We start from the raw sequence: 24,429 nt of genomic DNA on the forward strand, positions 1-24,429 counted from the left end.
CGCCTCATGCTCCCCGCGCCCGGCGCATTCGCGGATCCGCGACGATGCAAATCATGTCGACGATGAAATTGACCATGACGAAGAAGACGACAAACAGCAGCAGCACCGACTGCATGCCGATGAAGTCGCGGAAGCGTATCGCCTCGATGAAAAAGGCACCGACGCCGCGCAATGCAAATACCGTCTCGACGACGATCGACCCGATGATCATCAGCGTGAATTGCGCCCCGAATGTCGTCAGGAACGGAATGGCGATGTTGGGCAGCGCCTCGCGCAGCAGCACCTGCGTTCTGGTAAAGCCTTTTGCGAAGCCCGTTGTCGCAAACGGCCGCGACATCGCTTCCTGGAGGTTGACCCTAACGACGCGGCTGAGAACGGAGGCCGGGAACAGCGCGATCGTCACCCACGGCAGAAGCCATGAGGTGAAGCCGCTGGTGCCGAAGGTGGGCACCCAGCCGAGCATCACCGAAAACGCGATGACCAGCAGCGCCGCCACGAAGAAGTTCGGGGTCGACGCGCCGATCAGCGAAAATGCATGCAGGAACCTGTCCATCATGCCGCCGTTGCTGACGGCGCCGGCAATGCCGAGCGTGATCGAGAAAATGAAGGCGAGAACGCCGCCGCCGGCAAGCAGAGCCGCCGTCATCGGGATGCGGGCGGCAAACTCCGACGAGATCGGCTTTCCCGTTCGCAGTGAGATGCCGAAATCCCCGGCCAGCGCGCCGGAAAGCCAGCGTCCGTAGCGGATCGGCAACGGGTCGTAGAGACCGAGCTCGTTGCCGATCTTGGCGATCATTTGCGCGTCAGCACCAGGACCTGCCGCACGCTCGGCAATGAGCGCCGCAACATTGCCCGGAGCCGCCGCAACCAGGGCGAATGTCAGCGCGGATGCCGCCAGGATCAAAAGGCAGGCAAGCAGCATCCGTCGCAGGATCGTGCGTTTCATCGTCAGGCCTCACTCGGGCTCGAAGTCTTCAGGCCTTCAGCGTGATCGCCTTGAACGGCAAGTCGTAGTCAGTCGCCGGAAGCGAGAAGTTCTCTGCGCGCGGATTGTGAGCCCACAGCCGCTGGCTGACGACAAGCGGACAGATGGCGGTGTTGTCGTGCAGCCAATCGTAGAGAGCCTGCATCTTCAGGTCGCGTTCGGCGCCGCTCGCCTCGAGCGCAGCCTTGACTACGCCGTCGAGCGCGTCCGAGACATAGATCTTGCCGTCAGGCCCGCTGTCCGCCGTCGAGACGAAGGCATTGCCAAGGGTCCCGTCAGGGTCATAGGGAGCGCCATAGGTGGTGAAGAAAGCGAGATCATAGTCGAAGGCCGGACGCCGTTCATGCATGGTGGCATTGTCCACCGAGGAGACTTGGACCTGGAAACCGACCTCGGACAATTGACCCTGGATCATTTCGGCGATTCGCCGCGATCCCGGCAGGGACTCTTCGGAAACCAGAAAGTCGATGGTCAGAGGAGAGCCAGCCTTGGTCCAGGCGCCGCCGCTCTCTGCCCAGCCCCCGTCGGCAAGTATCTTCTTGGCCGCCGCCACGTCACGCACCGGCACGTCATGCCGCTTGCCCGACGACGGCACATTCGCCGGGAACAGATCGGCGGCCGGGTCGGCAAAGCCCTCGAACAGGACCTTGGCGATCGCCGCCCGGTCGACCGATGCATAGACGGCATCGCGAACGGCCTTGTCGGCGATGATCTTCGACGTCGGCGAATAGCCGAGCAGCATCGTCGCGGTGCCCGGCTCGGCAACAACCTTCATGCCGTCGCTTTCCAGCGCACGGGCGCGGCGCGGCGATAGCGTCGCCACCCAGTCGCCACCGATGACATCGAGGTCGCCTGAGCGGAGGCCGTTGGCACGAGCGAGTTCATCGGGAACCACCTTCAGTTCCATGCGGCTGAAAAGCGGCTTCTCGCCCCAGTATTTGTCGTTGCGAACGAGGCTGGTGCCGCTCGAATCGTATTTTTCGACGATCCATGGACCGGTTCCGATCGGCGCCGTCTGCTTGCCATCCTTGTCGACTGCCTTGGGCGACAGGAAACGAACTGGGCGGACGATGGTGAGTTCGAGGAGTGCGGCCGGCACCGGTCGCTTCAGCTTGACCGTCAGCTTGTTTGGTCCGTCCGTGACGATGCTGTCGTACGCATCGGAGACGCCAATCCAGGAGAAGTCGCTCACCCCCATCCATCGCTTGAGGTTCCATTCGGCTGCAGTGGAATCGAACGGCGTGCCGTCGCTGAAGGTCACGCCTTCACGCAGATCGAAAGCGATCGAAAGCTGATCGTCGGCAATGGTCCATTTGGTGGCAAGTCCCGGCTCAAGCGCGCCGTTCTGGCCGTAGTGGATCAGCGCATCGAAGACGATGGTGTAGGTGCTCAGCGTTGAAACATTCTGCAGCAGGTCGAGATCGCCGGTCTCCGCGGCGATGGCAATCTTCAGCGTGTCGTTGGTTTCGGAAAAGGCGGTGCGTGGCAGCGCAGCGGCGAAGGCAAGGCCGGCGGTGGAAACAAGGAAATTGCGGCGGTCAAGAGTGATCATTTCAGTTCCCCATTTCTGATTGATTGGTAGCGATTGTACACATGCATTCCCATTTGTATAGACATATTCGGCGCCAATCCAAGTTGGCGCGCAGCGCTGCGTTTGGCAAAGGAAAGCGCCGTCTCGCGTGATGTCGCCATGCCGGCGCGGGTCTCGACAGGCGCTAAATCCAGCTCAGCGTCATCGCCGCCAGCGCAAGGTAGCGGCCGACCTTCGCGATCGTGACGATCGCAAGGAAGCTCCAGAATGGCTCCCGCAGCGCTCCCGCCACAACCGTCAGCGGATCGCCAACGAGAGGAAGCCAGCTCAACAGCAGCGACCATCGTCCATAGCGCTGATACCATCGCGTCGCGCGCGTCAGCGCAGAGGGCCGCACCGGGAACCATTTGCGATTGCGAAAGCGATCGACGCCCCAGCCGAGCCACCAGTTGACGATCGAGCCGAGCACATTGCCTGCGCTTGCGGAGGCGATGAGCAGAGCCGGAGCATAGCTTTCTGTCAGGAGCAGCCCCGCAAGGGCTGCTTCCGATTGCATCGGCAGGATGGTCGCCGCCGCGAACGCGGTCAGGAAAAGACCGCCATAGATGGCGAGCTCGCCAGGCATTTCGAGCTCTCAGCTTGCCTTGGGCCATTTCGGGTGCCGATCGTCGACGACGTAGCCATGCGAATGCTCATAGCCCGCTTCCGACCATACTGCGTCCCCGATATGACGGTCGTCCTCAGGCAGGTCGACATGCGTATGCACAAGCACGTCGGGATCGTGTTTCGGCCATAGCCAGATCGCGGCAAGCAGGGCAGCGGCGCCTATAACGCCGAGCAGAACGAAGGTGAAGGGCAATCCCATCGCGGCACCGACGCGGCCGGCAATGGGATAGGTCATCAGCCAGCAGGCATGCGAAAGCGCGAATTGGGCAGCAAACAGAGCGGGCCGGTCGACGGCATCGGCAGAACGTCTGATCAATCGGCCCGAAGGCGTCTGCGCCAGCGAATAGCCGAGCCCCAGCACGAACCAGAGCGGCAGCAGCAGATAATAGCTGCCGGCGAGCGGTCCCACCAGCACGCCCGCGACCAGGATCGCGGCGCCCGAGAGCATCGCAACCCGGTCCGGGACGTTCTCCAGCAGCCGCGGCAGGGCAAGGGCTGCAATCATCGATCCGCCGCCGAACGCTGCGAGCGCCAGCGCCGTGTCGCTTTGCGAGAGGCCGAACTGCGCCTGCACCAGGACGACCGTGTTGACGATCACCATCGCGCTTGCCGCCGCGACGGCAACGTTAAGGGCCAGCAGCCCGCGCAATCGCGGCGTCGCCAGATAGATGCGGATTCCGCGCGTGGTACGATCGTAAACGCCGCGCGGCTGCGACGGTTTAGGGCTCGGCAGGACCACCGACACCACCAGCGCCGCCGAGGCGAGAAAGCCGATAACCGTACCGGCGAACAGGCTGTGGAAGCTGATGACGGAAAGCAGCGCCGCCGCCAGCATGGGACTGACGACGCTTTCCAGGTCATAGGCCAGTCGCGACAGCGACAGGGCCCGCGTGTAGTCCTTCTCCTCGGGCAGCACGTCAGGGATCGAGGCCTGGAAGGCCGGAGTGAAGCCTGCCGACGCCGACTGCAGGACGAAGATGAGAACATATACCTGCCAGACTTCGGTAACGAAGGGCAGGAACACCGCGACCGCAGCCCGGATGAGGTCGAGCGAAACCAGCATGGTGCGGCGCGGCAGGCGCTCGGCGAACGCAGCGGCGACAGGCGCCACGCCGACATAGGCGATCATCTTGATAGCGAGCGCCGTGCCGAGCACCGCGCCGGCATCGGCGCCGGCAAGATCATAGGCCAGCAGCCCGAGTGCTACGGTGGCAAGGCCAGTGCCGATCAGGGCGATGACCTGGGCCAGGAAGAGATGACGGTAGGTGCGATTGGCCAGGACCTGAAGCATATTTTGCGTTCTTGCAGCGGATTGGGGTTCGTCGAGCCAGGAACGTAGCGCAAACAGCCCGCCTGTCTCAGTGGTGGTGACCTTCGGGTTCGACCATCTTGAACGGCAGCACCTGCTCGCGACCCTTCGCGGCCAGGATCAACCTCGCCTGGAACTCATGCGGCTCGGCAGGGGCGACGGTGCTCTCAAGCCGATGATGGTTGTCAGCGGCGGGCTCGAGGCGAAGCGTCTCTGGCCCTTCGGGTCGGTCGATAATCACCGTCGCTGTCAAATCATCGGCGTGGCGATCGATGGTCAGCCGCATCCGCTCGCCAGCCGGTGTATCGACGATTTCCAATGTCCCTGCAGCCAGATCGCAGACTACCTTGAACGGCTCCGGTGCATGATGATGAGCATGAGAGGTTTCCCCCCGCTTGGCGGTCGAACCGGCTGAGCTTTCGAGGCGGACAGTCGCCTCCGCCAACGCCGGCAAGTGGGCGAACAGTTCCTCCTTAAGGGCTTCGCTGACGCCCAGTACGTCTTTGGCCGTCGCCGCATCCGGAACACTGATGGCCACGTCGGCATGTAGGCGATGGCCGATCCAGCGCGCCTGCACACTTCCAACGCGCTCGATGCCGGACACATGTTCGGCGGCATGATGGATTTCATCGATGATGCCGGGCTCCACACCATCGAGCATGCGCGTCAACACGGCTTTCGACGACTGCCAGACGATGGCGAAGATCGCCGCGGTGATCAGCAGTCCGATGATCGGATCGGCAAGCGGAAAGCCCAGCCACACGCCGATAGCGCCAAGGACGACTGCCAGGCTGGTGAAGCCGTCGGTGCGGGCATGGTAGCCGTCCGCGATCAGCGCCGCGCTGTTGATCTCTCGGCCGACGCGGATGCGAAATACGGCCACCGCTTCATTGCCGATGAAGCCTATGAGGCCGGCGATGGCGACCCAGCCAAGAAATGCGATGGGACGCGGATTGATCAGCCTGTCGATCGCTTCATAGCCTGCGACGATGGCGCTGAAAAGAATGATGAGAACGATGACGATCCCGGCCAGATCCTCGACGCGGCCCAGGCCGTAGGTGAACGCCTTGCTCGGTTTGCGGCGGACCAGCATGAAGGCGATCCACAGCGGGACGGCGGTGACCGCGTCCCCGATATTGTGGATGGTGTCGGCCAGCAGCGCCACGCTGCCGGAGAGGAACACGACCACAAGCTGGAGCGCTGCCGTGACGGCCAGAACGACGAATGACCATTTGATTGCCCAGATGCCGCGCGTCGTCGTGGCGATCGTCGGATCGATGACGCCGTGGGTGTGGCCATGGCCGCCATCACCATCACCATGATCATGTCCATGGCCGCCGAAGCCCTGCGTCATCGGACCGAAGCCGAACCAGTCGCGTATCTTATCCATTATGGTGTTCTCTCACAGGTACTTGGTGATATCCTTGAACTCGTCGATCGAGCGGCGCTGCTCGCGCGCCAGCGGCCCGACGACGTCTTCAAGGCAATGGTTGAGATGATCCTGGATCAGGGTCTTCTTGGCTTGCGCGATGGCCCGCTCGACAGCATGGAGCTGCTGGGCAAGATCGAGGCAGGGCCGGCCCGCTTCGATCATTTCGATCACGCCCTTCAGATGTCCGCCAGCCCGCTTCAGGCGCTTGATGATATCGGGATGGGTTTCGTGGGTATGAGGCTGCTCGCTCATCTCTTGATACTATCCTCTTGGAGGGGATACAACAAGCCTCAAAGAGGCCTCGATTCCGGTGCAGTCAACAACCATTCGTTAGGATTTTGGAGAATAATCGCCGTTCATGCCGAATCGGATCCACAGCACGGTTTTTTGTCTGGTCATCGCTTTAGCGATGATGTTCGGCGTGCTGCGTCCTTTCGGCTATTCGACCTCACACGATCCGATCGCGATTGCCACCGCGGTTGAACGTCACGGCGGAGCCGCCGCACAGATCGAAGATCATGGCCACGCACACGATGATGGCGTTTCGGACGAGCAGAGCTTTGGACATTTTCACGGGCACAATGCGGCAGACCACTCGCACGAGACGGCGAGTACGCCCTCCGACTTCGCACCGACCGTTCCGCAGCTCGAACGGGGCTGGCTGAATTATCCGCTGACTTTCGTCGATCCGGACACGACATTCCGGCTCGAGCGACCGCCGAGACCATTCCTCGCCGCATGATCGCGGCCGCTCGCGCGGCCACCCTCAACGACGAAGATTGGAAATTCTATGCAACGACCCTTCGACCGGGGCCGGCCACGCGCGCGCCACGCGCGTCGGCGACCCGCCCTGCCCCTGCTTATCGCTCTCCTGACGCTGCCGCTCCTGGGCGGGGCTGCCTTCGCCCACGCCGTGGCCGAGGGCGACGAGGGCTATATCCAGGAAATCTCGGGCATTAACGTGCTGCCCTTCATCTATCTCGGCGCCAAGCACATGGTGACCGGATACGACCACATCCTGTTCCTGTTCGGGGTAATCTTTTTCCTCTACCGGATGAAGCATATCGGCATCTATGTCAGCCTGTTCGCGCTCGGCCACTCCACGACCATGCTGCTTGGCGTCTATTTCAACGTCGGCATCAACAGCTACATAATCGACGCCATCATCGGGCTGTCCGTGGTCTACAAGTCGCTCGACAATATGGGCGCTTTCCAGAGATGGCTCGGCTTCCAGCCGAACACCAAGATCACGACGCTGGTCTTCGGCTTCTTCCATGGTTTCGGCCTGTCGACGAAGATCATCGAATACAACATCTCGCCGGACGGCCTGGTGGCCAACCTTTTGGCCTTCAATGTCGGCGTCGAGATCGGGCAGCTCTTGGCTCTTAGCGCCATGCTGATCGTGATGGGCTACTGGCGCCGGACACGAAGTTTCTGGCGCCACGCCTATACCGCAAACGTCATCATGATGACGGCTGGTTTCCTGCTGATCGGATATCAGCTCACCGGCCTGTTCGTCGCCGCATAAGGAACCGAATCATGTACAACACCGACCTTCCCAGCCGCGCCGATTTGCCGACGTCAGCGCAGCTGAAGCGCTCCACCTTCATTGCCGCGCTGACGGCTTTCGCATTGGTCATCACGGTCGTCATGCCGTCCGAGTATGCGATCGACCCGACCGGAGCAGGCAGATTGCTCGGCCTCACCAGAATGGGCGAAATCAAGACACAGCTGGCAGCCGAGGCGGCAGCCGACGAAATGGCCAGCGCGAAGGCACCAACCGAGCGGATGACGCAAATGGTCCCTCCGGCCGAGTTGATGGCGCGCATGGACCGAATCGAAAACCTCCTCGTCGCCCTGACCGCCGAACGGCCTGCTTTGCAGCCGTCGCCAACTGGGGAGGCCGTATCCCAAGACAATGTGACAGTTGGAGAGATCGCTCCTGCCGAGGCTCCGGCCATTGCTATAACGCCTGCCGCCGAAGCAACCTCGGAAGCCCCGATCCAGCCAGATGGAAGGCAAGACGAGCTATCCTTCACGTTGGCGCCAGGCCAGGGTGCCGAAGTCAAGCTCGTGATGCGGCAGGGGGCCAAGGCAAACTTTTCCTGGACAGCTGACGGCGGCGTGGTGAACTTCGAGACGCACGGCGATGGCGGCGGTCAGTCCGTCAGCTATGAAAAGGGTCGCAGCGTTCCAGCTGACGAAGGTGCCATTGAAGCCGCCTTCGATGGAAATCATGGTTGGTTCTGGCGCAACCGCGGTGGCAGCGACGTGACCCTGACGATCCAGGCTGAAGGCGACTACATCGACATCAAGCGTATGATCTAGGTAAGCGCTATTTTCGCTGCACGTTGACGCGAGCGCTTTCGACGGATGGCCTTCGAATCGGGAACGGTATCTGGTCTGATCAGGCTGCTGTTGCTTTGGCGAAGTTGAAGGGCAGCAGATCCTCGATGGCTGCGTTCTCGGGGCGCTGAGGTAGTTCAGTGAGGACGTGGCGCAGCCACGCTAACGGCTCGACGCCACAGGCGCGGCAGGTCAACATCAGGCTGTAGATGACGGCGCTGGCCCTGGCTCCGTCGACGGTATCGCTGAACAGCCAACTTTTCCGGCCAGTGGCAAAGATTCTGATGTCACGCTCGAGAAGATTGTTGTCGATCGGCATGCTGGCGTCCTCGGTGTAACGAGTCAGATATCCCCATTGGTTCAGGGTGTAGGAGACGGCGTCGCCGAGCTTGCTGTCCGGCAAGACTTTTGGGGCGATGTCGTCGAGCCATGCCTTGAGAGCATGGAGGATCGGGACACTATGTTGCTGGCGGAAGTGGCGAATGCAGTGATCTCGCGTTTCGCCGTCATCGGGGATTTCGTTCCGCGCCTGCCTTTCAACCCGATAGAGCTGTTCAAAGAACCGGAGCGCCTGTTCCGGCGGGCCGCCGCCTTTCTTCCTCGCCTTTAGGGCATCGACGAAGCGCCGCCTGGAATGGGCCATGCAGCCAAGATGCGTTGCCCCTTCCAGCGTGCGCCAGGCGGAATAACCGTCACTCATCACGATGCCGCGGTAATCGCCCAAGAAGGTCTGCGGGTGTATCTGGCCGCGACCCGGCTGATAATCGAGCAGCACGATCGGCTCGTCACTGTCGTGGCCGCTCCGGTATGCCCACATGTACGAGGTGCTGGTGGCCTCTCTGTCCATTTCCTTCAGCACCTGGACCGTGGTCTCGTCGCCATGGATGAGGGGCTGCGATCTGAGCCGCAGCTTCAGCACGTCATAGATGCGGGCGAGATGCTTTTCGCTCGAGCCGATCACCCAGTGACCCAGAGCGCCACGGCTGACAGGAACGCCCGCGCGCTCGAAGGCCTGCGCCAGGCGGTAGAGCGGTGTGCCGTCGACGTATTTGTGAACGAGCGCGAAGGCCAGCGTCGAAGCCGTGGCGATGCTGCCAGGCAAGGGTTGCGCGGGCATCGGCGCGGTCACGACCGGCGTGTTGATGCCGGTACGGTCGCAATGACGGCAAGCATATTTGAACCGCACATTCTGCAGGACCTTCGCCTTCACCTCGATATGAAGTTGCTCGGTAACGGCCTCGCCCATGCGATGCATCTGGTGACGGCAGCAAGGACAAGCCTTCTGATCGTCGGGAAGGTCATACTCGACGCGCTCGCGCGGCAGGTTTTCCGGCAAGGCCTTGCGGCCGCGCTTCTTTCCCGTCGCCCCTTCGCTCGCCGGCAAGCCCGTGTCCGGCAGGACAACGACGCCGCCATCTTCGTTGTCGGCGGCGTCCTCATCCGCGGCCTGTTCGGCTTCATTGAAGAGGCGGTCAATGTGCTTTTCACTGCGCGGCGCAAAACGATGCAGTCGTGCAAGCGCCAGCTCTTCCTCGAGTTTGACGACGCGTTCGGTGAGTTGACGGTTCTGCGCCTGCAGCGCAGCAATACGCGCCATCAACGCTTCAACAGTCGGTTCGCCGGGTCGATTCATCAGATTCTTGAATCGAAAGCATGCCGCCGCGTCAACCGCTCAATTCGAGAGCCCTCAACCGGCAACCTGATATTGCCGCACCGGATGGCGGACCATCGCATCGATGTCGATGCCGTCGAGGATCCAGTGCAATTGCTCGGTCGTAAGCGTGACCACCGCTGCCTCCCGGCGCGGCCACCGGAACTTGTCCTCGGTCAGCCGCTTCATTACCAGCACAAAGCCCGACCGATCGAAGAACAGGAGCTTCATCCGGTCGCGACGGCGATTGCAGAACGCAAAAACCGCCGGAGCAAACGGATCGAGCGCCATCGTCTCTTGGACCAGAACCGCAAGGCTGTTGATGCCGGCCCGGAAGTCGATCGGCTCGCGGTGCAGGTAGACTTTCAGGTCAGCGCCCAGTCTGAACATGACCCAGTGCTCCGATGGTCGCCGTCAACGCATCCACATCACCGCATTCCAGCGTCAACTTCACGCCGTTCGGCAGCGACGCGCTCACCTTGGCTGGAGAGGAAAAAGGCGCTGTCCTTTTCGATGCCGACCTACGTGCCCCATCGCAAGTCCCCGGCAAATCCACCGCAGCCATGCTGCTCTGTCGCAGCAAGGCCCGATCGGAAGTGCTTTCAATCTGAACCGGGATGAACGCCGATGGTGGGGGCTGTGGGAGGGACTGGGTCTCCGCCCGCTTCTTTATCCACTTCCGAAGAAGGTTCGCATTGACCCCATGTTCGAGCGCAAGCCTCGATACCGACACGCCAGGCTCAAGACAGGCCGAGACAAGACGGTCCTTCGATGCCGGGTCGTATCGGCGTCGCCCGTCCCGACCGACAAGCCTCACCCGCAGTTTCTGCTCATCTTCTTCCATCACAAGGTGTCCACCTATTTTGGTGGACACCTCATGCATCAGAGCACTCAACAGCAAAAGGTGCGGGGAAATTCGCGCTTACTGATCTAGCGCATACAGGGTCGCCCGGCGCCACTTCGAGCCTCGGGCGTCACCTATCCGTCTGTTCCACCGACGAGCGCAGATGCGCGTCGAAGCTTTGCGCCGCGACGAAGACACGGCTGACCTTCAGGTAAACGGGTCTTGATCCATCGCTCGATCTGGTTCACGGCATTTCAGCCCGACGAGATTTGCCAAACGGCTACGCCGGCAAGCGCCAAGCCGGCAGCGCCCTCAATGGCTCGGGAAATGGCATCGAACAGGCGTGGCCGGCTATCGAAAAAATGCACCAGACGTTCACGAAACAGGATCGACAGCACCGCAACGCAAGACAGCGTCAGCGCCACGCCGGCCATCATTGTGATTGCGAAAAGAATGCCGGCGACCGGAACGCCTCTGGATATCGCAAAGGTCATCACGAAAAGCGTCAGCGGGCATGGGATCAGGCCGGCCATGACGCCGACGGCCTCGCCCTCATGCTTGTGGTGATGGCCGTGGCTCAATGCGCGCCAGAGCATCCAAATGCCGATCAGGCCAAGCAGGCCCCGACTGACGTCTTCCAGCAGTGGGGCTCGGCCAACACTGCCCAGGGCAATCGATACCAACGGCAACGAGAGCGCCGCGATCAGCACGGCAATCGTTACATGCGTGAAGGAGAGTGTCAGCGACACCAGAAGCCCACGCCGGACGCTGGCGTCCGATCCTGCCAGATAGGTGGCCAGGACAGCCTTGCTATGGCCCGGCGTCAGCGCATGCGCCGCACCGAACAGAATGCCCATGGGCAGAAAGGCCGTGAACGCCAGCCAACCGCCGCCAGCCGCAAGCAGTTTGATCTGCTCGGCCAACGCCAGGTAGATCGTGCGTTGGAACTCGACCAGCGTCTGGAACATGGCCATCGAACCGGCTCCGGGTCAGCCGCACGTCAATTCGAGGCGCGTCGCGAAAATCTTGCCGAGATCGGTCCCCGTCGGGTCACTGAAGAACGCGTCTGTCAGGCTCTTCTGGTTCTGCGCGATGGCCGTGTCCGGATCTGGACGGACGACGGAACGTGAGCAGCCTTGCGGCAGACCGGCCACCGCAAGCTTTTCGTCCTCGGTAAAATCGATTGCCGTGTAGAAGGTCGGATCGTAGACACCGATACTGACTTTTCCAGCAAGGGCCAACGGGTCCTTCGGCTGCGTTTCGAACTGGACGACGAGTTGATCGTTTTCATAGCTGACGCTGAACTTCGGCGGTGGCGCCATCGTCACGTCCTTGCCGTTCAAGGTCACCATCTGAAAGTAGTTGTACTCGGCCAACGACGCATGGACGGTGAGAGCGACTTCATCGAGTTCCTTCGCATCAAGGACAAGGTCGGAATTCTTGTCGAATTCCATCAGCACAGTGCTGGAAAAGAGGTCGTCGAAACGCCAGAGATGCCGAAGCGACTTGACCGTCTTGTCTGGATCGACGGTCAGGTCCAGCTTCGCTTCGGCAAAGACATGCGGATGGGCGTTCGCTGCCGCGGTGGAAGCGAGCAACAGCGCCGCGCCGGATACCATGCCTGTCAGTTGCATTCTTCGCTCACATTTCGCTCGTCGATTCCGCATCAGGCAGGACACCTGCCATTGCAAGCAGGCCGAAATGGGACGGGCCAAAGCCCATACCAACCTTGATCGATCAGGGCTGTGTTGCTTCATCTAAGGAGGCAGCTACCCAAGGTCGCCCTTCAGCCAATGTTTGAGCATGATCACCGCGATACCAGCAAGGATTGCCAGCACTATCATCCAGATGATCTTTTGCCGATCGCTCAATTTCCTGCTCCTGATCGATTCAGAGCATTCCTATCGCGAGTTCCTTGCAAACGCAAAAAGCCCCGCGTCCCGTGCTGATAACACCAGCTGATCCGCCCTAGTCGTCGGCGATCGAGCTTGCAATGACCGTGTTCGATGTGATCCGGACCTCGGGAACGTCAAATGGACAAGTGCTTGCGATTGCCGACTGTCAATATGCAGAGTTTGGAAACTTGCATTCCGTTTCTGTCCTCGCCGATTGTTTCGGCATCCGTCCGGGCGAAGAAACGCTCCTCGAATGGCGCGCCGTCGACATCGAATAGCTTTATGGAGCAAGGTTGCACGGACTTGCCATTCAAGTGGCTTTTGTCACCGCGATCATGGTTTTGGCCGGGAGGTCGTCACCGGTCGCCTCCCAGTCCTGGAAGGCGCCTACGTCACCGACGGGGGCAAGTGCTGCGTCGCCGGACAACGGAGTCCATCCGCGTCTCCTGGCCGCAGGACGGTTCGTTCGAAGTCAGGTCCATGGGCAAGACAAATACCGTGAAAAGCTTCCAACGCCAGATCGACATTATCGGCACGCACCAGCGGCGATCTCAGGCATATAGCAGCGAGCGCCGGGATAAAGAGGGGCTTCGACATCAGCACACCGCAGGGTCAAAAAATGGACCCTCTGGCACGTTAGTCAAGAGTGCCATTTAGCGGGCCCAGCGGCTGCGACGAGATCGACCTGCATCCGACTGTCGGCGGCTGCGCCGTCGCCCCGTAGTATCATTCGCCAGTTATTCTCCAACGCGGTCCGCATTGAAGACCCGCGATAGCCGTCGAACTTGTGTGTCCATCCCTCGGCCCTCGGGAGGCTTCTCCACCAGGGTGGGGATCAAAGGAGCGATGAACGCTGGCCGGCTGGTGCTGGCAGTTACTCGTTTACGCATGGAATCGTGTCTAGGTCGCAGGCATATATCCGCGCTCCACACGTCCCGACGTTGGTTAAGATCGGCAGCCAGACCGGCCAGCCACTCTGTGCGCCAGGCGGATAGAGGTGAGTGTCGATCGCGAATTGCAGAAACGTTGCCAGCGGATAATTGCAAAGTCAGCGCGTCACGCGTACGGATCCATAAGCCCCAGCGCGCTTACATCCATAAGCACCCCAAACCCGATGATCTGCTCCAGCGCAACGTTGCGAGACAATGTGCCCAAGCTTTTGGCCGGTTCGGACTTCATGCGGCTGACCAGGGCGTATCGGTTGTGACCGCCAAACCGACCATCGCGACGAATAGGCTGATCTTGAACAGGAGAACTCGACCGTAGCTGTTGCGCGGATCGGGGAACGAGCCAAGCACGAGCCAAGTGTTCATGGCACCCGTCAAAAAAATGAGCGCAACCGCCACCATACCAAAGCGGGAGAAGCGCCACAGGACGGTTTCCACGCCTGCGACTTCGGATGGATGCCGCTGTGCTGCCGCGATAAGCAGGCCGAGGGGCAGGAGGCCACCTATCCACGCCCCGGCACTTGCAACATGGAGAGCTTGAGTCAGTGAGCCTAGAAGGCCCAACGCCGCCGCGTGGCCCTGCCAACCCTCGCAGGTCAGTAGCAAGAAAGCCGGCCCGACGATCAATTCGGGCCGCCCCGAGAAACTGATCACCAGGAGCAGGAGAACGAGCGAAAGGCGAACAAACCAAACAGTTCCGAAGTCGCTTTCCATGAGAACGCCGCGCAAGGTGTCAACCATACCCTCGCGTCCGGAGAGCCCGGCCGTAAAGCACAGCAGCCAAATTGCCGCGAAGATTGCGGCCGCAAGTGCGAGGGCAGGATTGATGTTACGGGGTAGAGGCGCAAGCGCGGGAGCCGCGGTTCTGTCTAGCGCATAGAAAGGGAAGAGTGCCGACCCGAATAGAATCATCACTGAGAGGAAGTAGACCCACCGGGCGAAGGCCAGAGTGCCATCAACGTCCATTTCTACGGTCTGACTTCAAATTTGAAATTGCCCTTCACCTTGTGCCCGTCTGCTGACAGCACGTGCCAATCAACTTGATAAACACCCGGCGCAAGGGACCTTGATACAGGTGCCACCATGTCCTTATCGCGCACCGCGATCTCCGTGGTGATCTTCGCACCATCCGGCCCCGACAGATCGATGCCCGAGAATCGAGCCTCAATGGATTCGCTAAACCGCAGTCCAATCTCGGTGGGCGGAGCGGCAATGGTGCTATTGATCTCTGGAGTAGCCTCGACCAATCGAGCATGCGCAAGCGCCTGGCCCGATAATGGCACGCTCCACAGCGCAAGTGTGGCGATCATTCCGATAGTCCGATTCAACGCGAACTCCTCCCGCGGCGACGGTCATCAAAGACTATGCACTCTCTGACGAGTATACGAATTTGTTGGTGTTGCAGGGCCGCCACCGTTCGAGCTGTCACGAAATTTTCCATTTGCCGGAAAAGTGATGGGAGATCAGGCCAACACGCTACCGACCGCCGAGACTCTCGATTGAAGGTCACGGACGCCGCAAGCGTTTGTAATTATCAGGACAAGCGCGGGCGAAACAAGCGTTTGCGCCCGCGTGACTCCATTTCAGCTACTTAACCGGGATCATGAGATGTGCGTATGGAGTGCCCGGCCACATCACATAGGGCTTGGATGTGTCAGGCTTGGGGTCCGTCGGATAGCCCTGCATCATGTCCATTGCGTTGACGATCATCACATGCGGGCCGGTCTCTATCCAATTGTTGCCTTCCTCGGGCTTCGTCGCATAGGGATCGGTGTTGCTGCCATCGGTACCGCCGGACAGCATGTACATGAAGCCGACCTTGCCCTTGGGCGGCTCCTTCTTTTCCATCCATGCCATCGCCCATTCCATCGCGTTGGCATCGCCGCACATTGGGTCCGGGCCGGGCGTGGACGGGCTGTCCGGCATGCACCAGAAGCCGTTCTTGCCCTCGCGCAAGGTGCGCATGGCGCCCTTTTCATCCGCGGCGTAGACCGCAGCGCCGCTTGCCACGGCAGGGGGTGCAGCAGATTCAGCGCTCTTGATCATCGCAGCGTCGTCGGCGGCTGCGCCTTGCATCGTAACCAAACTGCCTGCCGCCAAAAGGGCAGCGACCGTCAGCAGCCGTTTCATGGCCGTTCTCCGGTTTGAGTTGATCTTGTGCATGATGTCCGACGCACGGCTTTCCAGAGCCGTTTGTCGGTGATTAAGCAGTAGCAGATTACATGCCTCCGGACAATTTACGTTTTAGCGCTGTCTAATGTCTTTGCAGGGGGTGTGCTATTAAACGGGGGCCTTCAAATCGGTCACGAAACTCCTGAGGGTTCACTAACCAAGATGGTGCTGTTCAGCGAGTGGCCAAATTTGCGCGGTTTCCCAGCAATCTTGCTTGCGTCGTCAAATCGCCACCTGCCCTAACCCTAGATTAGTTTCCGTCCATAAACGCCGGTATTTCGCAGCATTTGCAATCGCTTGGATCCGACCGGAAGCGCCGTTGACGGGCATGGACAGGTCAGGAATAGTTGATGATCGACAAAATGCAGTGCTTGGCAACGATCGGACGCACGCCATTGCCGGCGGCTCTGCCGGCGGGACGGCTGCGATGCCGAGCTGATATCAGGTCGGCCTGAGGCGGGTGAAGAGGACGAGGTTGTAGGCCGCGACCGAGGACCAGACGTAGGTTTTGAAGTGATCAAGGCCGCGCCAAGTGCAGCGCGCCAGGCCGTAAGCGCGTTTGAGGCACGAGATGCCAGCTTCGATGCCGGCGCGACAGTTGCGCAGCTTGCGATAGACCCACTTGCTTCTGACCATATCCTCGATCTTGAGGCCGGCTTTCTTGTGGAAGGCCATGTCGGAGACGCCCCACGCCTTCGCCGTGGCCAGGGTTGTCGCGCGTGGCGAAGCCACCATCGGCTGCTGCCTGCCGTGGCGCCTGACCCCAAATGCCTATGTGACGCTCCAGCATCGGCAGCAATCGGTCGCTGTCGGCCGGGTTGCCTTTCTCGATCACCAGATCGAGGATCATTCCACTCTTGCCGGTGGTCAGGTTGAGCTTGTGGCCATACTCGGTGTCGCGGCTGCCTTTGACGATGATATCGGCATGCTCTTCGAACAGGCTGACCAGCTTCTCGCCGGCCGACACCGGCTCGCCGGCCAATACCCGCCGCTCGCTCTGTCTGATGATGCGTTCGACCAGCGGCCGATAGTGACGGACCTGGAGCTGCCACAGTGCGATGGACGGTGTGCTCGCCACTACCAATCGCTCGCTCGCCTGCTCCAGATAAGTCAAGGTCGCACGGGCGATTGCGATCAGCTCGCGGTAGAGTTGGACCCGATTGGGTCGACCGCGCGTGAACTGGATCTTGCGAGCCCGCTTCTTGGCTGCGCGGCAATGATCGCGCCATGCTGAGCCGGCACCGCCGACCAAGGCGTCAGCCCGCTTCAGCAGGCGCACCATGACCCGCACGGCATCCCAAAGCAGGCTGCTGTCGCTCGGCTCGTGCATGAGTGCCGAGGTCACGGTGCTGTCCAGCCGCACGACTGCGCCATCTTCGAGCTTCGCCTGCCGAGCGCTCGACAGCAGTACCCGATTGACCTGTTCCCAGGTCTCGGACCGGATCGCACTGATGGTCCTTTGCAGCACCGACTTGTGCGGGCTCCATGACAAAGGCAGGCGAGCAAAGGCGCGAAACGAAGCGGAGTCCTCAAGATGGAACGCCAGCTCCTGGTAGCTCAGTTGCCGGTATTGCTTGAGGATCGCGCAGCGCAACACCGCTTCGGCAGGCAGGCCCTGCCGTCCGGTGGCCTTGACGTCGACCCGCACCAAATCGCGCGCCACCAAGCCAAGAAGGTCGCGATGCTCATCCAGCCATTGCGACATCGCCTTCAACTCGTGACCGATCTCGTGCGTGGCGAAAAGATCGAATATGCTGGCACCGCCAGCATAGCGAACTCACCTCATCCCTCGTCCCGCGAAGGACGTTTTTCCACCGGCAAGTGGAACTTTGTTGTGCCCAGTTCAGACGGCGACCGGTGTGCTTTCCTTTGTCCAGTGGAACCGTGTGCCATCGCTCCACATGCGATGCATGATCACCGCTAGTCTACGGGCGAGCGCAACGATGGCCCTCTGCCGACCACGCCGCTTGGCGACGTTCATCGCCCAGGCCTTCAGCCAGGACCACTTCGTCACGCGCGTCAGTAGGACCTGCGCGGCTTCGTAGAGCAGCGTTCGCATCATATCGTCACCGCATAACGAGATCCGGCCGACCCGGCGGCTTTCGCCCGACTCATGGAGCACAGGTGTCAGACCCAAAACCGGTCCGACCGCTTTCGAATTGCGGAAGCGGGCCGGAATGTCGATGGTGGTGGTATAGGCCAGAGCCACGACCGGGGCCTACACCTGGTGTCGTCATCAGTCGGCGGCAAACTTCCTCATCCCGGACGATCGCCAAAAGCTTGCGGTGAAGGGTGGCAAAGTGCTGGCGCAGCTTGCCGCGAGCGTCGAGAAGCGGTTCGACGATTTCGGCCAGATCAGGCATGCCTTCAACCAGTTCGTGGATGCGTTGCTCGAATTTGCCCGTACCGACGATGCCGACCTTGAGCCCGAAGTTGCGCAGCAGCCCGCGGATGTCGTTCTCGATGGCAATCGCCTTTTCCTGCAGCAGCTTGCGCGCCGTCAGCAACGCCCGACGCTTCTGGCTCGTCAGGGTCTTCACGCACCGGGCGGAACAGGTTGACCCGCATCATCTGTGCGATGCCGCGCGCGTCATTGCGGTCGGTCTTGTTCACCTGCGCCTTCAGGAATGCCTTGGTGTGACGCGTCTCAATGCAGATCAACGGCAGGCCGGCTTTGGCAAGGGCCTCGAACAGCCATTGCGATAAGGGCCCGGCTTCAAGACCGATCCGCTCAAAGTTCCAGGCAGGATCCTTGAGCACCCGCGCAAGATCCTCCGGATGGCTGGGAACTTTCATCTCGCGGCAAACCGTGCCTGTTTCGTCGACGATGCACACTGCCGTCTCTTTCACCGAGACGTCCAATCCTGCATAATGTTTCATGCTGCGCTTCCTTTCCTGATGCTTGTGGCTGTTTCGGACAGACCACGTTCTACCATCAGCTCGAAGCGCAGCACCTCCATGCCGCTCCGCCAAGATGGGGCGCAAGCCGAATACCCCATCTTGGACGGTGCGTTCTTGGCGCATTGTCGGCTCCGGCGGTGGCAAGGCTTTGGAATCAGTGGCATGATCCAAGATACCTGAAACCGCCGGGCCTTGCTCGCGCAAAGCCGCGATTCATCCAACAGAATCAATCGTTTGCCGTTTATGGACGGAAACTAGATTAGCCCGCGCATCGTCAGTTCAGCCTTCAGATAGGCATAATAGATCGGCGCGGCGACAAGACCCGGCATACCGAACCAGGCTTCCATGAAAACCATCGCCAGAAGAAGCTCCCAGGCACGCGCATTGATCCGCGAACCGATGATCTTGGCGTTTACGAAGTATTCGAGCTTGTGAATGATGATGAGAAAGGCAAGCGAGCCGAGTGCTGCAAGGAAGGAGATGCTGAGGCTGACAACCACGATCACCGTGTTGGAGATCAGATTGCCGATGACCGGCAGAAGGCCGGTGACGAAAGTCAGCGCTATCATTGTCCTGATGAATGGCAGATCGATGCCGAAGGACGGCAGAACAACGACGAGATAGACCGCCGTCAGAAACGTATTCAACGCCGAAATCCGGATTTGCGAGAACACGATGTTGCGAAAGGCCTTGCTCAGAATGTTGACACGATCCGCCAGCGCGACCGCCAGTGGGCCGGGCTCGCGCGATGGCGCCGCCGAGCTCACCGCGATCAAGCCGCCGATCACCATGCCGACGACAATGTGGACCACCAGGACGCCGACATCCCGCCCGACGAGTTGAAGCTGGCCGGCATGTTCGCGGAGCCACCGGGCCGCGAAGACTTCCAGTTCCTCGATGTTCGACGGAAAATAGGTCATCGCCCAGGTCGGGAGATGGACGCGCGCGGTATCGATGATCTCGGCCATCTTCTTGAGGAGCGTCACGACGTTCTCCGAACCGCCAGTCAATTGCGACATGCCGCTAAAGATAGCGGCGGCTACCAGGAGCGTGAAAATCAATGCCACCAAGGTCAGCGCAAGGCTTTTCGTCAGGCTGTTGGAAACGCCGATTCGATGGAGCATCGGTGCGGCGAAATGAACGAGATTGAACACGAGAAGGCCCGAAAGCAGTGCCGGAAGCAGCCCGAGTTCGAGAACGGCGACGAGCGCTATAAGCGCAAGCAGGCACGACGCGAGATAGAACCATGAGAAAATCAGCACTTTTCACCTGCAGAAGCAGCCAAGTCCTCTCCGGGTTTCATTAGCTTTGATACCCGGTGATGCGCAAGCGAACACGCGTTCAACACGTGTGTAAGGCTAACCGCCTCGGAGGTCCCATGCTTGCGCGCCAGGTCGCCCGCTTTTGCCCCGCCTCATGCTCACGCAGGACCGCGATGATCAGCTCTTGCGTAAACCGCATTCTCTTCATCAGTCCGCCCTTCAATCGAGGCCGGACTTTGATCTCAGATGGAGGAAATTGCCCGTGGCAGGTCAGCCGCTCGACGATGTTTATGCCGGTTGGCAAGAATGATCCTCTTCGTGGTGAACGCCGGAGTTCATTCCGCCGCGAAGACCATCAGATCCTCGAACGGGAACTCGACATGGTATTGGCCGGACGGAAGGGCGTCCCGGGAATAGGTCCGGATGGTCAGGTCATTGCTTTCGAAAATGACTTCATGCCGATCGCCAAGGAAAAGGCTCTCGACGCAGGTCATGGCGATACGTCCAGGGCCGTCCTCCCCGGACCACGTCACCCGCTCAAGCCGGACGAGTGCGGTGACTTTGGCGCCGACGGTCAGCTCCTGCTGGGCGCTGCCCACAAGATGGATGCCGTTGGCGACAATTTCCGCACGGTTGCCGTTGATGGCGGTGACCACGCCGTCAAGGCGATTGCTGGCACCCATGAACTCTGCTGCAAACAGGCTCTTCGGCTTGTTGTAGATTTGCTTGGGTGTTCCGTCCTGTTCGATCTGGCCGCCGTTGAGCAGCAGGATGCGGTCGGCGAGCGCCATCGCTTCCACCTGATCATGGGTGACGCACAGCGCCGATAGCCCGAGATTGGTGATGAGGCGGCGCAGCCAGATCCGCGCTTCTTCGCGTAACTTGGCGTCCAGATTTGACAGCGGCTCATCGAGCAGAATCACGTTCGGCTCATAGACCAGCGCGCGGGCCAGCGCCACGCGCTGCTGCTGTCCGCCGGAGAGCTGATGCGGATAGCGTTCGCCCAGTTTGCCGAGGCCGATGCTGTCCAAAGCCTTCTGGACGCGGCTCGCAACATCTGCCTGGGACACTTTGCGCAGCTTCAGGGGATAACCCACATTCTCGGACACCGTCCGATGAGGCCACAGCGCATAGGACTGGAATACCAGCCCGAGACCGCGCGTTTCCGGCGCCAGATTGATGTTCTGCCCGGCATCGAAAAGCGGCTTGTCACCGAGCAGTATCTTGCCGCTGTTGGGTGTCTCCAGACCGGCGACCGCTCGCAAGAGCGTCGTCTTGCCGGACCCGGACGCGCCGAGCAAGGCGACGATCTGACCCGGTTCGACCGAGAAGGACACACCTTTCAGGATTTCAAGGTTGCCGTAACTGAGGCGCAGGCCGTCTATGATGATGTCAGTCATTGAGGCGGACTCCAAAGCGCATCGCGAGGGCAAGACCGGTCACGATGATGACGGTGTTGATGACGGCGAGAGCCGAGACCAGATCGATCGCGCCGGTGCCCCAAAGGGAAACCATGAGCGAGCCGATCACTTCGGTTCCCGGTCCGAGCAGATAGACGCCCGTCGAATATTCACGGGCGAAGATCAGGAAGATCAACAGCCAGGCCGAGAACATGCCGCCGCGGATGAGCGGCAGCGTGATGTCCCGGGCGACCCGGCCCTCGCTGGCGCCAACTGACCGGCCGGCTTCCTCGAGCTCCTTGCCGATCTGCAGGAGCGTTCCGGAAATCAGCCGCATGCCATAGGCGAACCAGACAATGGTATAGGCGAGCCATACCGAGATCATCGTGGCACGCAGGGGTGCGATCGGCTTGAAGAAGAGAAATATCCACAGCATGGCCAGGCCAGCCACAATGCCCGGCATCGCCCGCGGTATCATGGCCACGTAATCGACGACTTTAGTCAGGGGTGCGTTCGAGCGGTGACCGGCGAGTGCCACGGCAGTATAGGCCGCGATCGAAGCCGCGCCGCCGACCACCGCGACGCCGACCGTGTTGAGAATGGCGCTGATGACATTCGGATAGTCAGCGAGATCGCGATAGTGATCCAACGTCAGCACCTGGAAGATATTCACCCCGACGCCCCAGCTTGTCACCAGTGAACGAATTGCGACGCCGCCCACCGGTATGATCACGGTGGCCGCGAACCAGGCCACCACAAGCGCGAAGGCCGGCCAGCGAAGAGCGCCCAGCCGGATGGGGTTGTGCCGACTGCCCTTGCCTTTGACAGACACATAGCGGCTGGCGTTGCGCAGCATGTAGCGCTGCAGCACGACCAGCGGCAGCGCGATCATGATGATCGCCACCACCACTACGGCCATCAACTGGTAGGAAGGAACACCGAGCTTGTTGGTGAGCTTGTAGAGATAGGTGGCGAGAACCAGCACGCCTTCCGGATCGCCAAGCACCAGCGGCAGGCCGAAAAGTTCGAAACCGAGGAAGAACACCAGAACCGCCGCATAGAGCACCACCGGCATCACCATGGGCAGCGACACACTGGCGGCGACGCGCCAAGGGCCAGCGCCGGCGGTGCGTGCCGCCTCTTCGAGGTCGGCGCCAACGTTGCGGAGCGCCGCCGATGCATAGAGATAGACATGTGGGACATGGGTGAGCCCGGCAATGATCGCGATCGATGTCACCGAATAGACATTCCAGGGCACGTAGCCGATCATCGACTTGACCGCCAGCGAGACGAAGCCGACTGGTCCCAGTGTCATCACATAGCCGAAGGCCAGCACCACCGCCGACATGAAAACCGGGATCAGGATGATCGGCTCCAGCCAGCGCTTGCCCGGCACGTCGGTGCGCACGATGATGAACGCCAGCAGGATTCCCACCGGAACTGCGATCACCGTCATGCCCACCGCGAGCTTGAGCGAAGTCGTCAGCGCTAGCCAGAAATCCGCGTCCGCGAGGATGAAGCTGTAGGCGTTCAGCGACAGATGCGCGGTTTTCTGGAAGAAAGGCGCGGACAGAAAACTCTGATAAATGATCAGGGTGACCGGCGCCAGCACCACCAGGATGGCGAGGAGGTTGGTGCTGACACGAAAGACACGGAAGGGCATGATTGCCTCGAACAAAGCCGGGGGCCGTCCGCTAGCAAGAGCGCAAGCGCGCCGTTCCGATGATTCTTAATAGCAAGAAGGGTGAGAGAGCCGACTGTGGAGGCACTCCCGATCAAGCGATTACTCGCCCTTCATGGCTTTCTGCCACTCGTTGAGGAACGCCAGCCGTGTCGTCTCGTCGAGACCTTCGAGCAGCTTGTCGTCGAGCGCGATCGGGTGAACGTTTTCACCGGCGGCGGCCTTTATGGACGCCAGCGTGGTTGCCCCTTCAACGTCATCACGAACGGCATAGAGCTTGATGTCGTCGGCGATCAGCTTCTGCGCGCGCGCCGACAGCAGATAGTCTACGAATAGCTTCGCAGCATTGGGATCCTGGGCTTCCGCCGGAATGACGGTGGCGCGGGTGGTCACCAGGACATAGTCCTTCGGGATTATCACACCGAGGTTCTCGTCCTTGGCCTGCTTGGCGAGGCCATATGAGCCGAAGATGCCATAGGCGATGGAATGTTCGCCAGACGTGACCTTCTCGATCATCGAGCCGGCGGAGCTGTAGAGCTTGATATGGGCCTTGCCAAAAGCCTTGTTAAGCGCCCAGGAATCGGTCCAGTTCTTGGCGTCCTGGTTGTAGAAATAGAAGCCGACACCGGATTTTTCCGGATCGTAGGACGCGATCTTGCCATCATATTCTGCGGTCTTCCCAGTCATCAGCTTGAGAAGATCGGCGTGGGTTGCGGGAACATCGCCTTCAGGCACGAGACGCTTGTTGTAGACGAAAGTCACCGGGTCGGCGGTGGTACCATAGACCATGTCCTTGTAGGACGCCCAGGCCGGAAGGTGGGCCGCCTCCACGGATTTGTATTCCTGCGCATAGCCGTCTGCGGCAAGTTTGATCTGCAGATCCGGAGCCGAAGACCATGCGACATCTGCCGTGCCTTGGCCCGAAGCGGTTTCGGCAATGACGCGATTGTAGAGTTCGGTGGAATTGAGGTCGGAATATTCGACGGCGATGCCGGGGAATGCTGCTTCGAAGTCCTTGAGCAAGGGCTGGACCAGCGCCGCATCGGTCGTCGAATAGATGCTGAGGTGTCCTTCCGCGGTGGCGGCGGCCACTAGATCCTTGTAGTTATCCGGATACCCGGCGGGGATCTCGGCAGCGGCGGCAAGCGTCACAAAAGCGGCTGACAGCGAAAACGCGGCCATCATCGTCGCAAGACGATTTTTCATTAGGGTCTCCTCCAAGTTCGCCTAAATCGTACCTCCTCCAGGCACAAAAGGCGAGTATCATCCTGACCTGTCACCAACCTGTCACGGCGATGTCGAGGTTTGCTCAGCCGACTAGGCCCGATGGGTCGTGATCAGATTGTCGATGACAGCGGGATCGGCCACATCGACGTATTGCGGGATTGCTGAAATCTTGGGGCGGCA

At 60.6% G+C, this 24,429-nt stretch carries 24 protein-coding genes and 1 pseudogene; 4 read left to right on the forward strand and 21 right to left on the reverse strand.

The features are described from left to right. Positions 1–4: 4 nt before the first annotated feature. From NKI79_RS18365 to NKI79_RS18390, 6 genes are all read right to left on the reverse strand, one after another. Entirely contained in the window at positions 5–946 is a 942-nt protein-coding gene (locus NKI79_RS18365; protein WP_352466317.1) for an ABC transporter permease, read from the reverse strand. Positions 947–974: 28 nt separating this feature from the next. Beyond that, on the reverse strand, positions 975–2,537 hold the full coding sequence (locus tag NKI79_RS18370) for an ABC transporter substrate-binding protein (protein ID WP_352803300.1): 1,563 nt from the start codon (positions 2,535–2,537) through the stop codon (positions 975–977). Positions 2,538–2,700: 163 nt separating this feature from the next. After that, positions 2,701–3,141 carry a YqaA family protein gene (locus NKI79_RS18375; RefSeq protein WP_352495700.1) on the reverse strand — a complete coding sequence of 147 codons (441 nt, stop codon included), beginning with the start codon at positions 3,139–3,141 and terminating at the stop codon, positions 2,701–2,703. A gap of 9 nt (positions 3,142–3,150) precedes the next feature. Continuing rightward, the gene (locus NKI79_RS18380; protein WP_352466314.1) at positions 3,151–4,473 is read right to left on the reverse strand and encodes an MFS transporter; all 1,323 of its coding nucleotides are present in this window, start codon (positions 4,471–4,473) and stop codon (positions 3,151–3,153) included. Positions 4,474–4,540: 67 nt separating this feature from the next. Next, complete coding sequence (locus NKI79_RS18385) at positions 4,541–5,884, reverse strand: cation diffusion facilitator family transporter (protein WP_352622669.1); 1,344 nt, start codon at positions 5,882–5,884, stop codon at positions 4,541–4,543. 9 nt (positions 5,885–5,893) lie between these two features. Continuing rightward, a complete protein-coding gene (locus NKI79_RS18390) occupies positions 5,894–6,175 on the reverse strand; it encodes a metal-sensing transcriptional repressor (RefSeq protein ID WP_352803304.1) in 282 nt (93 codons plus the stop codon). Between the two features lie 106 nt (positions 6,176–6,281). Here NKI79_RS18390 and NKI79_RS18395 point away from each other — a divergent pair, with 106 nt between their 5' ends. From NKI79_RS18395 to NKI79_RS18405, 3 genes are read left to right on the forward strand one after another with little or no spacing between them, the layout of a single operon-like run. Beyond that, positions 6,282–6,665 (forward strand): hypothetical protein, encoded by a 384-nt coding sequence (locus NKI79_RS18395; protein WP_352803307.1) that lies wholly within the window; start codon positions 6,282–6,284, stop codon positions 6,663–6,665. 48 nt (positions 6,666–6,713) lie between these two features. After that, a complete protein-coding gene (locus tag NKI79_RS18400; protein WP_352803310.1) occupies positions 6,714–7,451 on the forward strand; it encodes a HupE/UreJ family protein in 738 nt (245 codons plus the stop codon). 11 nt (positions 7,452–7,462) lie between these two features. Next, the gene (locus NKI79_RS18405; protein WP_352621854.1) at positions 7,463–8,251 is read left to right on the forward strand and encodes a hypothetical protein; all 789 of its coding nucleotides are present in this window, start codon (positions 7,463–7,465) and stop codon (positions 8,249–8,251) included. Positions 8,252–8,330: 79 nt separating this feature from the next. Here the strand turns inward: NKI79_RS18405 and tnpC are convergent, their stop codons facing one another. From tnpC to NKI79_RS18430, 5 genes are all read right to left on the reverse strand, one after another. After that, positions 8,331–9,902 (reverse strand): IS66 family transposase, encoded by a 1,572-nt coding sequence (gene tnpC, locus NKI79_RS18410; RefSeq protein ID WP_352803314.1) that lies wholly within the window; start codon positions 9,900–9,902, stop codon positions 8,331–8,333. Positions 9,903–9,956: 54 nt separating this feature from the next. Beyond that, positions 9,957–10,310: an IS66 family insertion sequence element accessory protein TnpB gene (tnpB, locus tag NKI79_RS18415; protein WP_352469379.1), complete on the reverse strand. Its 354-nt coding sequence runs from the start codon at positions 10,308–10,310 to the stop codon at positions 9,957–9,959. Continuing rightward, complete coding sequence (gene tnpA / locus NKI79_RS18420; protein ID WP_352453912.1) at positions 10,291–10,764, reverse strand: IS66-like element accessory protein TnpA; 474 nt, start codon at positions 10,762–10,764, stop codon at positions 10,291–10,293. The genes tnpB and tnpA overlap by 20 nt, the downstream gene beginning before the upstream one ends. A gap of 254 nt (positions 10,765–11,018) precedes the next feature. Next, positions 11,019–11,732 carry a HoxN/HupN/NixA family nickel/cobalt transporter gene (locus NKI79_RS18425; RefSeq protein ID WP_352466347.1) on the reverse strand — a complete coding sequence of 238 codons (714 nt, stop codon included), beginning with the start codon at positions 11,730–11,732 and terminating at the stop codon, positions 11,019–11,021. Between the two features lie 21 nt (positions 11,733–11,753). Further along, entirely contained in the window at positions 11,754–12,398 is a 645-nt protein-coding gene (locus NKI79_RS18430) for a DUF1007 family protein (protein ID WP_502906472.1), read from the reverse strand. Positions 12,399–12,757: 359 nt separating this feature from the next. Here NKI79_RS18430 and NKI79_RS18435 point away from each other — a divergent pair, with 359 nt between their 5' ends. Then, positions 12,758–12,937, forward strand: a complete 180-nt coding sequence (locus NKI79_RS18435; protein WP_352466309.1) for a hypothetical protein — start codon at positions 12,758–12,760, stop codon at positions 12,935–12,937. An 897-nt stretch (positions 12,938–13,834) separates the two neighbouring features. Here the strand turns inward: NKI79_RS18435 and NKI79_RS18440 are convergent. The 10 genes and pseudogenes from NKI79_RS18440 to NKI79_RS18480 form a co-directional block, all read right to left on the reverse strand. Beyond that, positions 13,835–14,572 carry a CopD family protein gene (locus NKI79_RS18440; protein WP_352803317.1) on the reverse strand — a complete coding sequence of 246 codons (738 nt, stop codon included), beginning with the start codon at positions 14,570–14,572 and terminating at the stop codon, positions 13,835–13,837. A gap of 2 nt (positions 14,573–14,574) precedes the next feature. After that, entirely contained in the window at positions 14,575–14,916 is a 342-nt protein-coding gene (gene copC, locus NKI79_RS18445) for a copper homeostasis periplasmic binding protein CopC (RefSeq protein ID WP_023722111.1), read from the reverse strand. A gap of 277 nt (positions 14,917–15,193) precedes the next feature. Then, positions 15,194–15,736: a hypothetical protein gene (locus tag NKI79_RS18450; protein ID WP_352452020.1), complete on the reverse strand. Its 543-nt coding sequence runs from the start codon at positions 15,734–15,736 to the stop codon at positions 15,194–15,196. Between the two features lie 483 nt (positions 15,737–16,219). Further along, positions 16,220–16,363, reverse strand: a complete 144-nt coding sequence (locus NKI79_RS33255) for a hypothetical protein (protein ID WP_502897232.1) — start codon at positions 16,361–16,363, stop codon at positions 16,220–16,222. Beyond that, on the reverse strand, positions 16,296–17,483 hold the full coding sequence (locus NKI79_RS18455; RefSeq protein ID WP_502906474.1) for an ISNCY family transposase: 1,188 nt from the start codon (positions 17,481–17,483) through the stop codon (positions 16,296–16,298). Before NKI79_RS18455 ends, NKI79_RS33255 begins: the two co-directional genes overlap by 68 nt. A 138-nt stretch (positions 17,484–17,621) precedes the next feature. Continuing rightward, positions 17,622–18,658, reverse strand: a pseudogene (locus NKI79_RS18460) (IS110 family RNA-guided transposase). A gap of 275 nt (positions 18,659–18,933) precedes the next feature. Next, positions 18,934–19,941, reverse strand: a complete 1,008-nt coding sequence (locus NKI79_RS18465; protein WP_023722104.1) for an AI-2E family transporter — start codon at positions 19,939–19,941, stop codon at positions 18,934–18,936. 335 nt (positions 19,942–20,276) lie between these two features. Further along, entirely contained in the window at positions 20,277–21,341 is a 1,065-nt protein-coding gene (locus NKI79_RS18470) for an ABC transporter ATP-binding protein (protein WP_023722103.1), read from the reverse strand. After that, entirely contained in the window at positions 21,334–23,004 is a 1,671-nt protein-coding gene (locus NKI79_RS18475) for an ABC transporter permease (protein ID WP_352508356.1), read from the reverse strand. Before NKI79_RS18475 ends, NKI79_RS18470 begins: the two co-directional genes overlap by 8 nt. A gap of 120 nt (positions 23,005–23,124) precedes the next feature. Further along, the gene (locus NKI79_RS18480; protein WP_023722101.1) at positions 23,125–24,228 is read right to left on the reverse strand and encodes an ABC transporter substrate-binding protein; all 1,104 of its coding nucleotides are present in this window, start codon (positions 24,226–24,228) and stop codon (positions 23,125–23,127) included. Positions 24,229–24,429 lie beyond the last annotated feature (201 nt).

Source organism: Mesorhizobium sp. M0340 (assembly GCF_040321535.1).
In the GTDB taxonomy this organism is placed as follows: Bacteria; Pseudomonadota; Alphaproteobacteria; order Rhizobiales; family Rhizobiaceae; genus Mesorhizobium.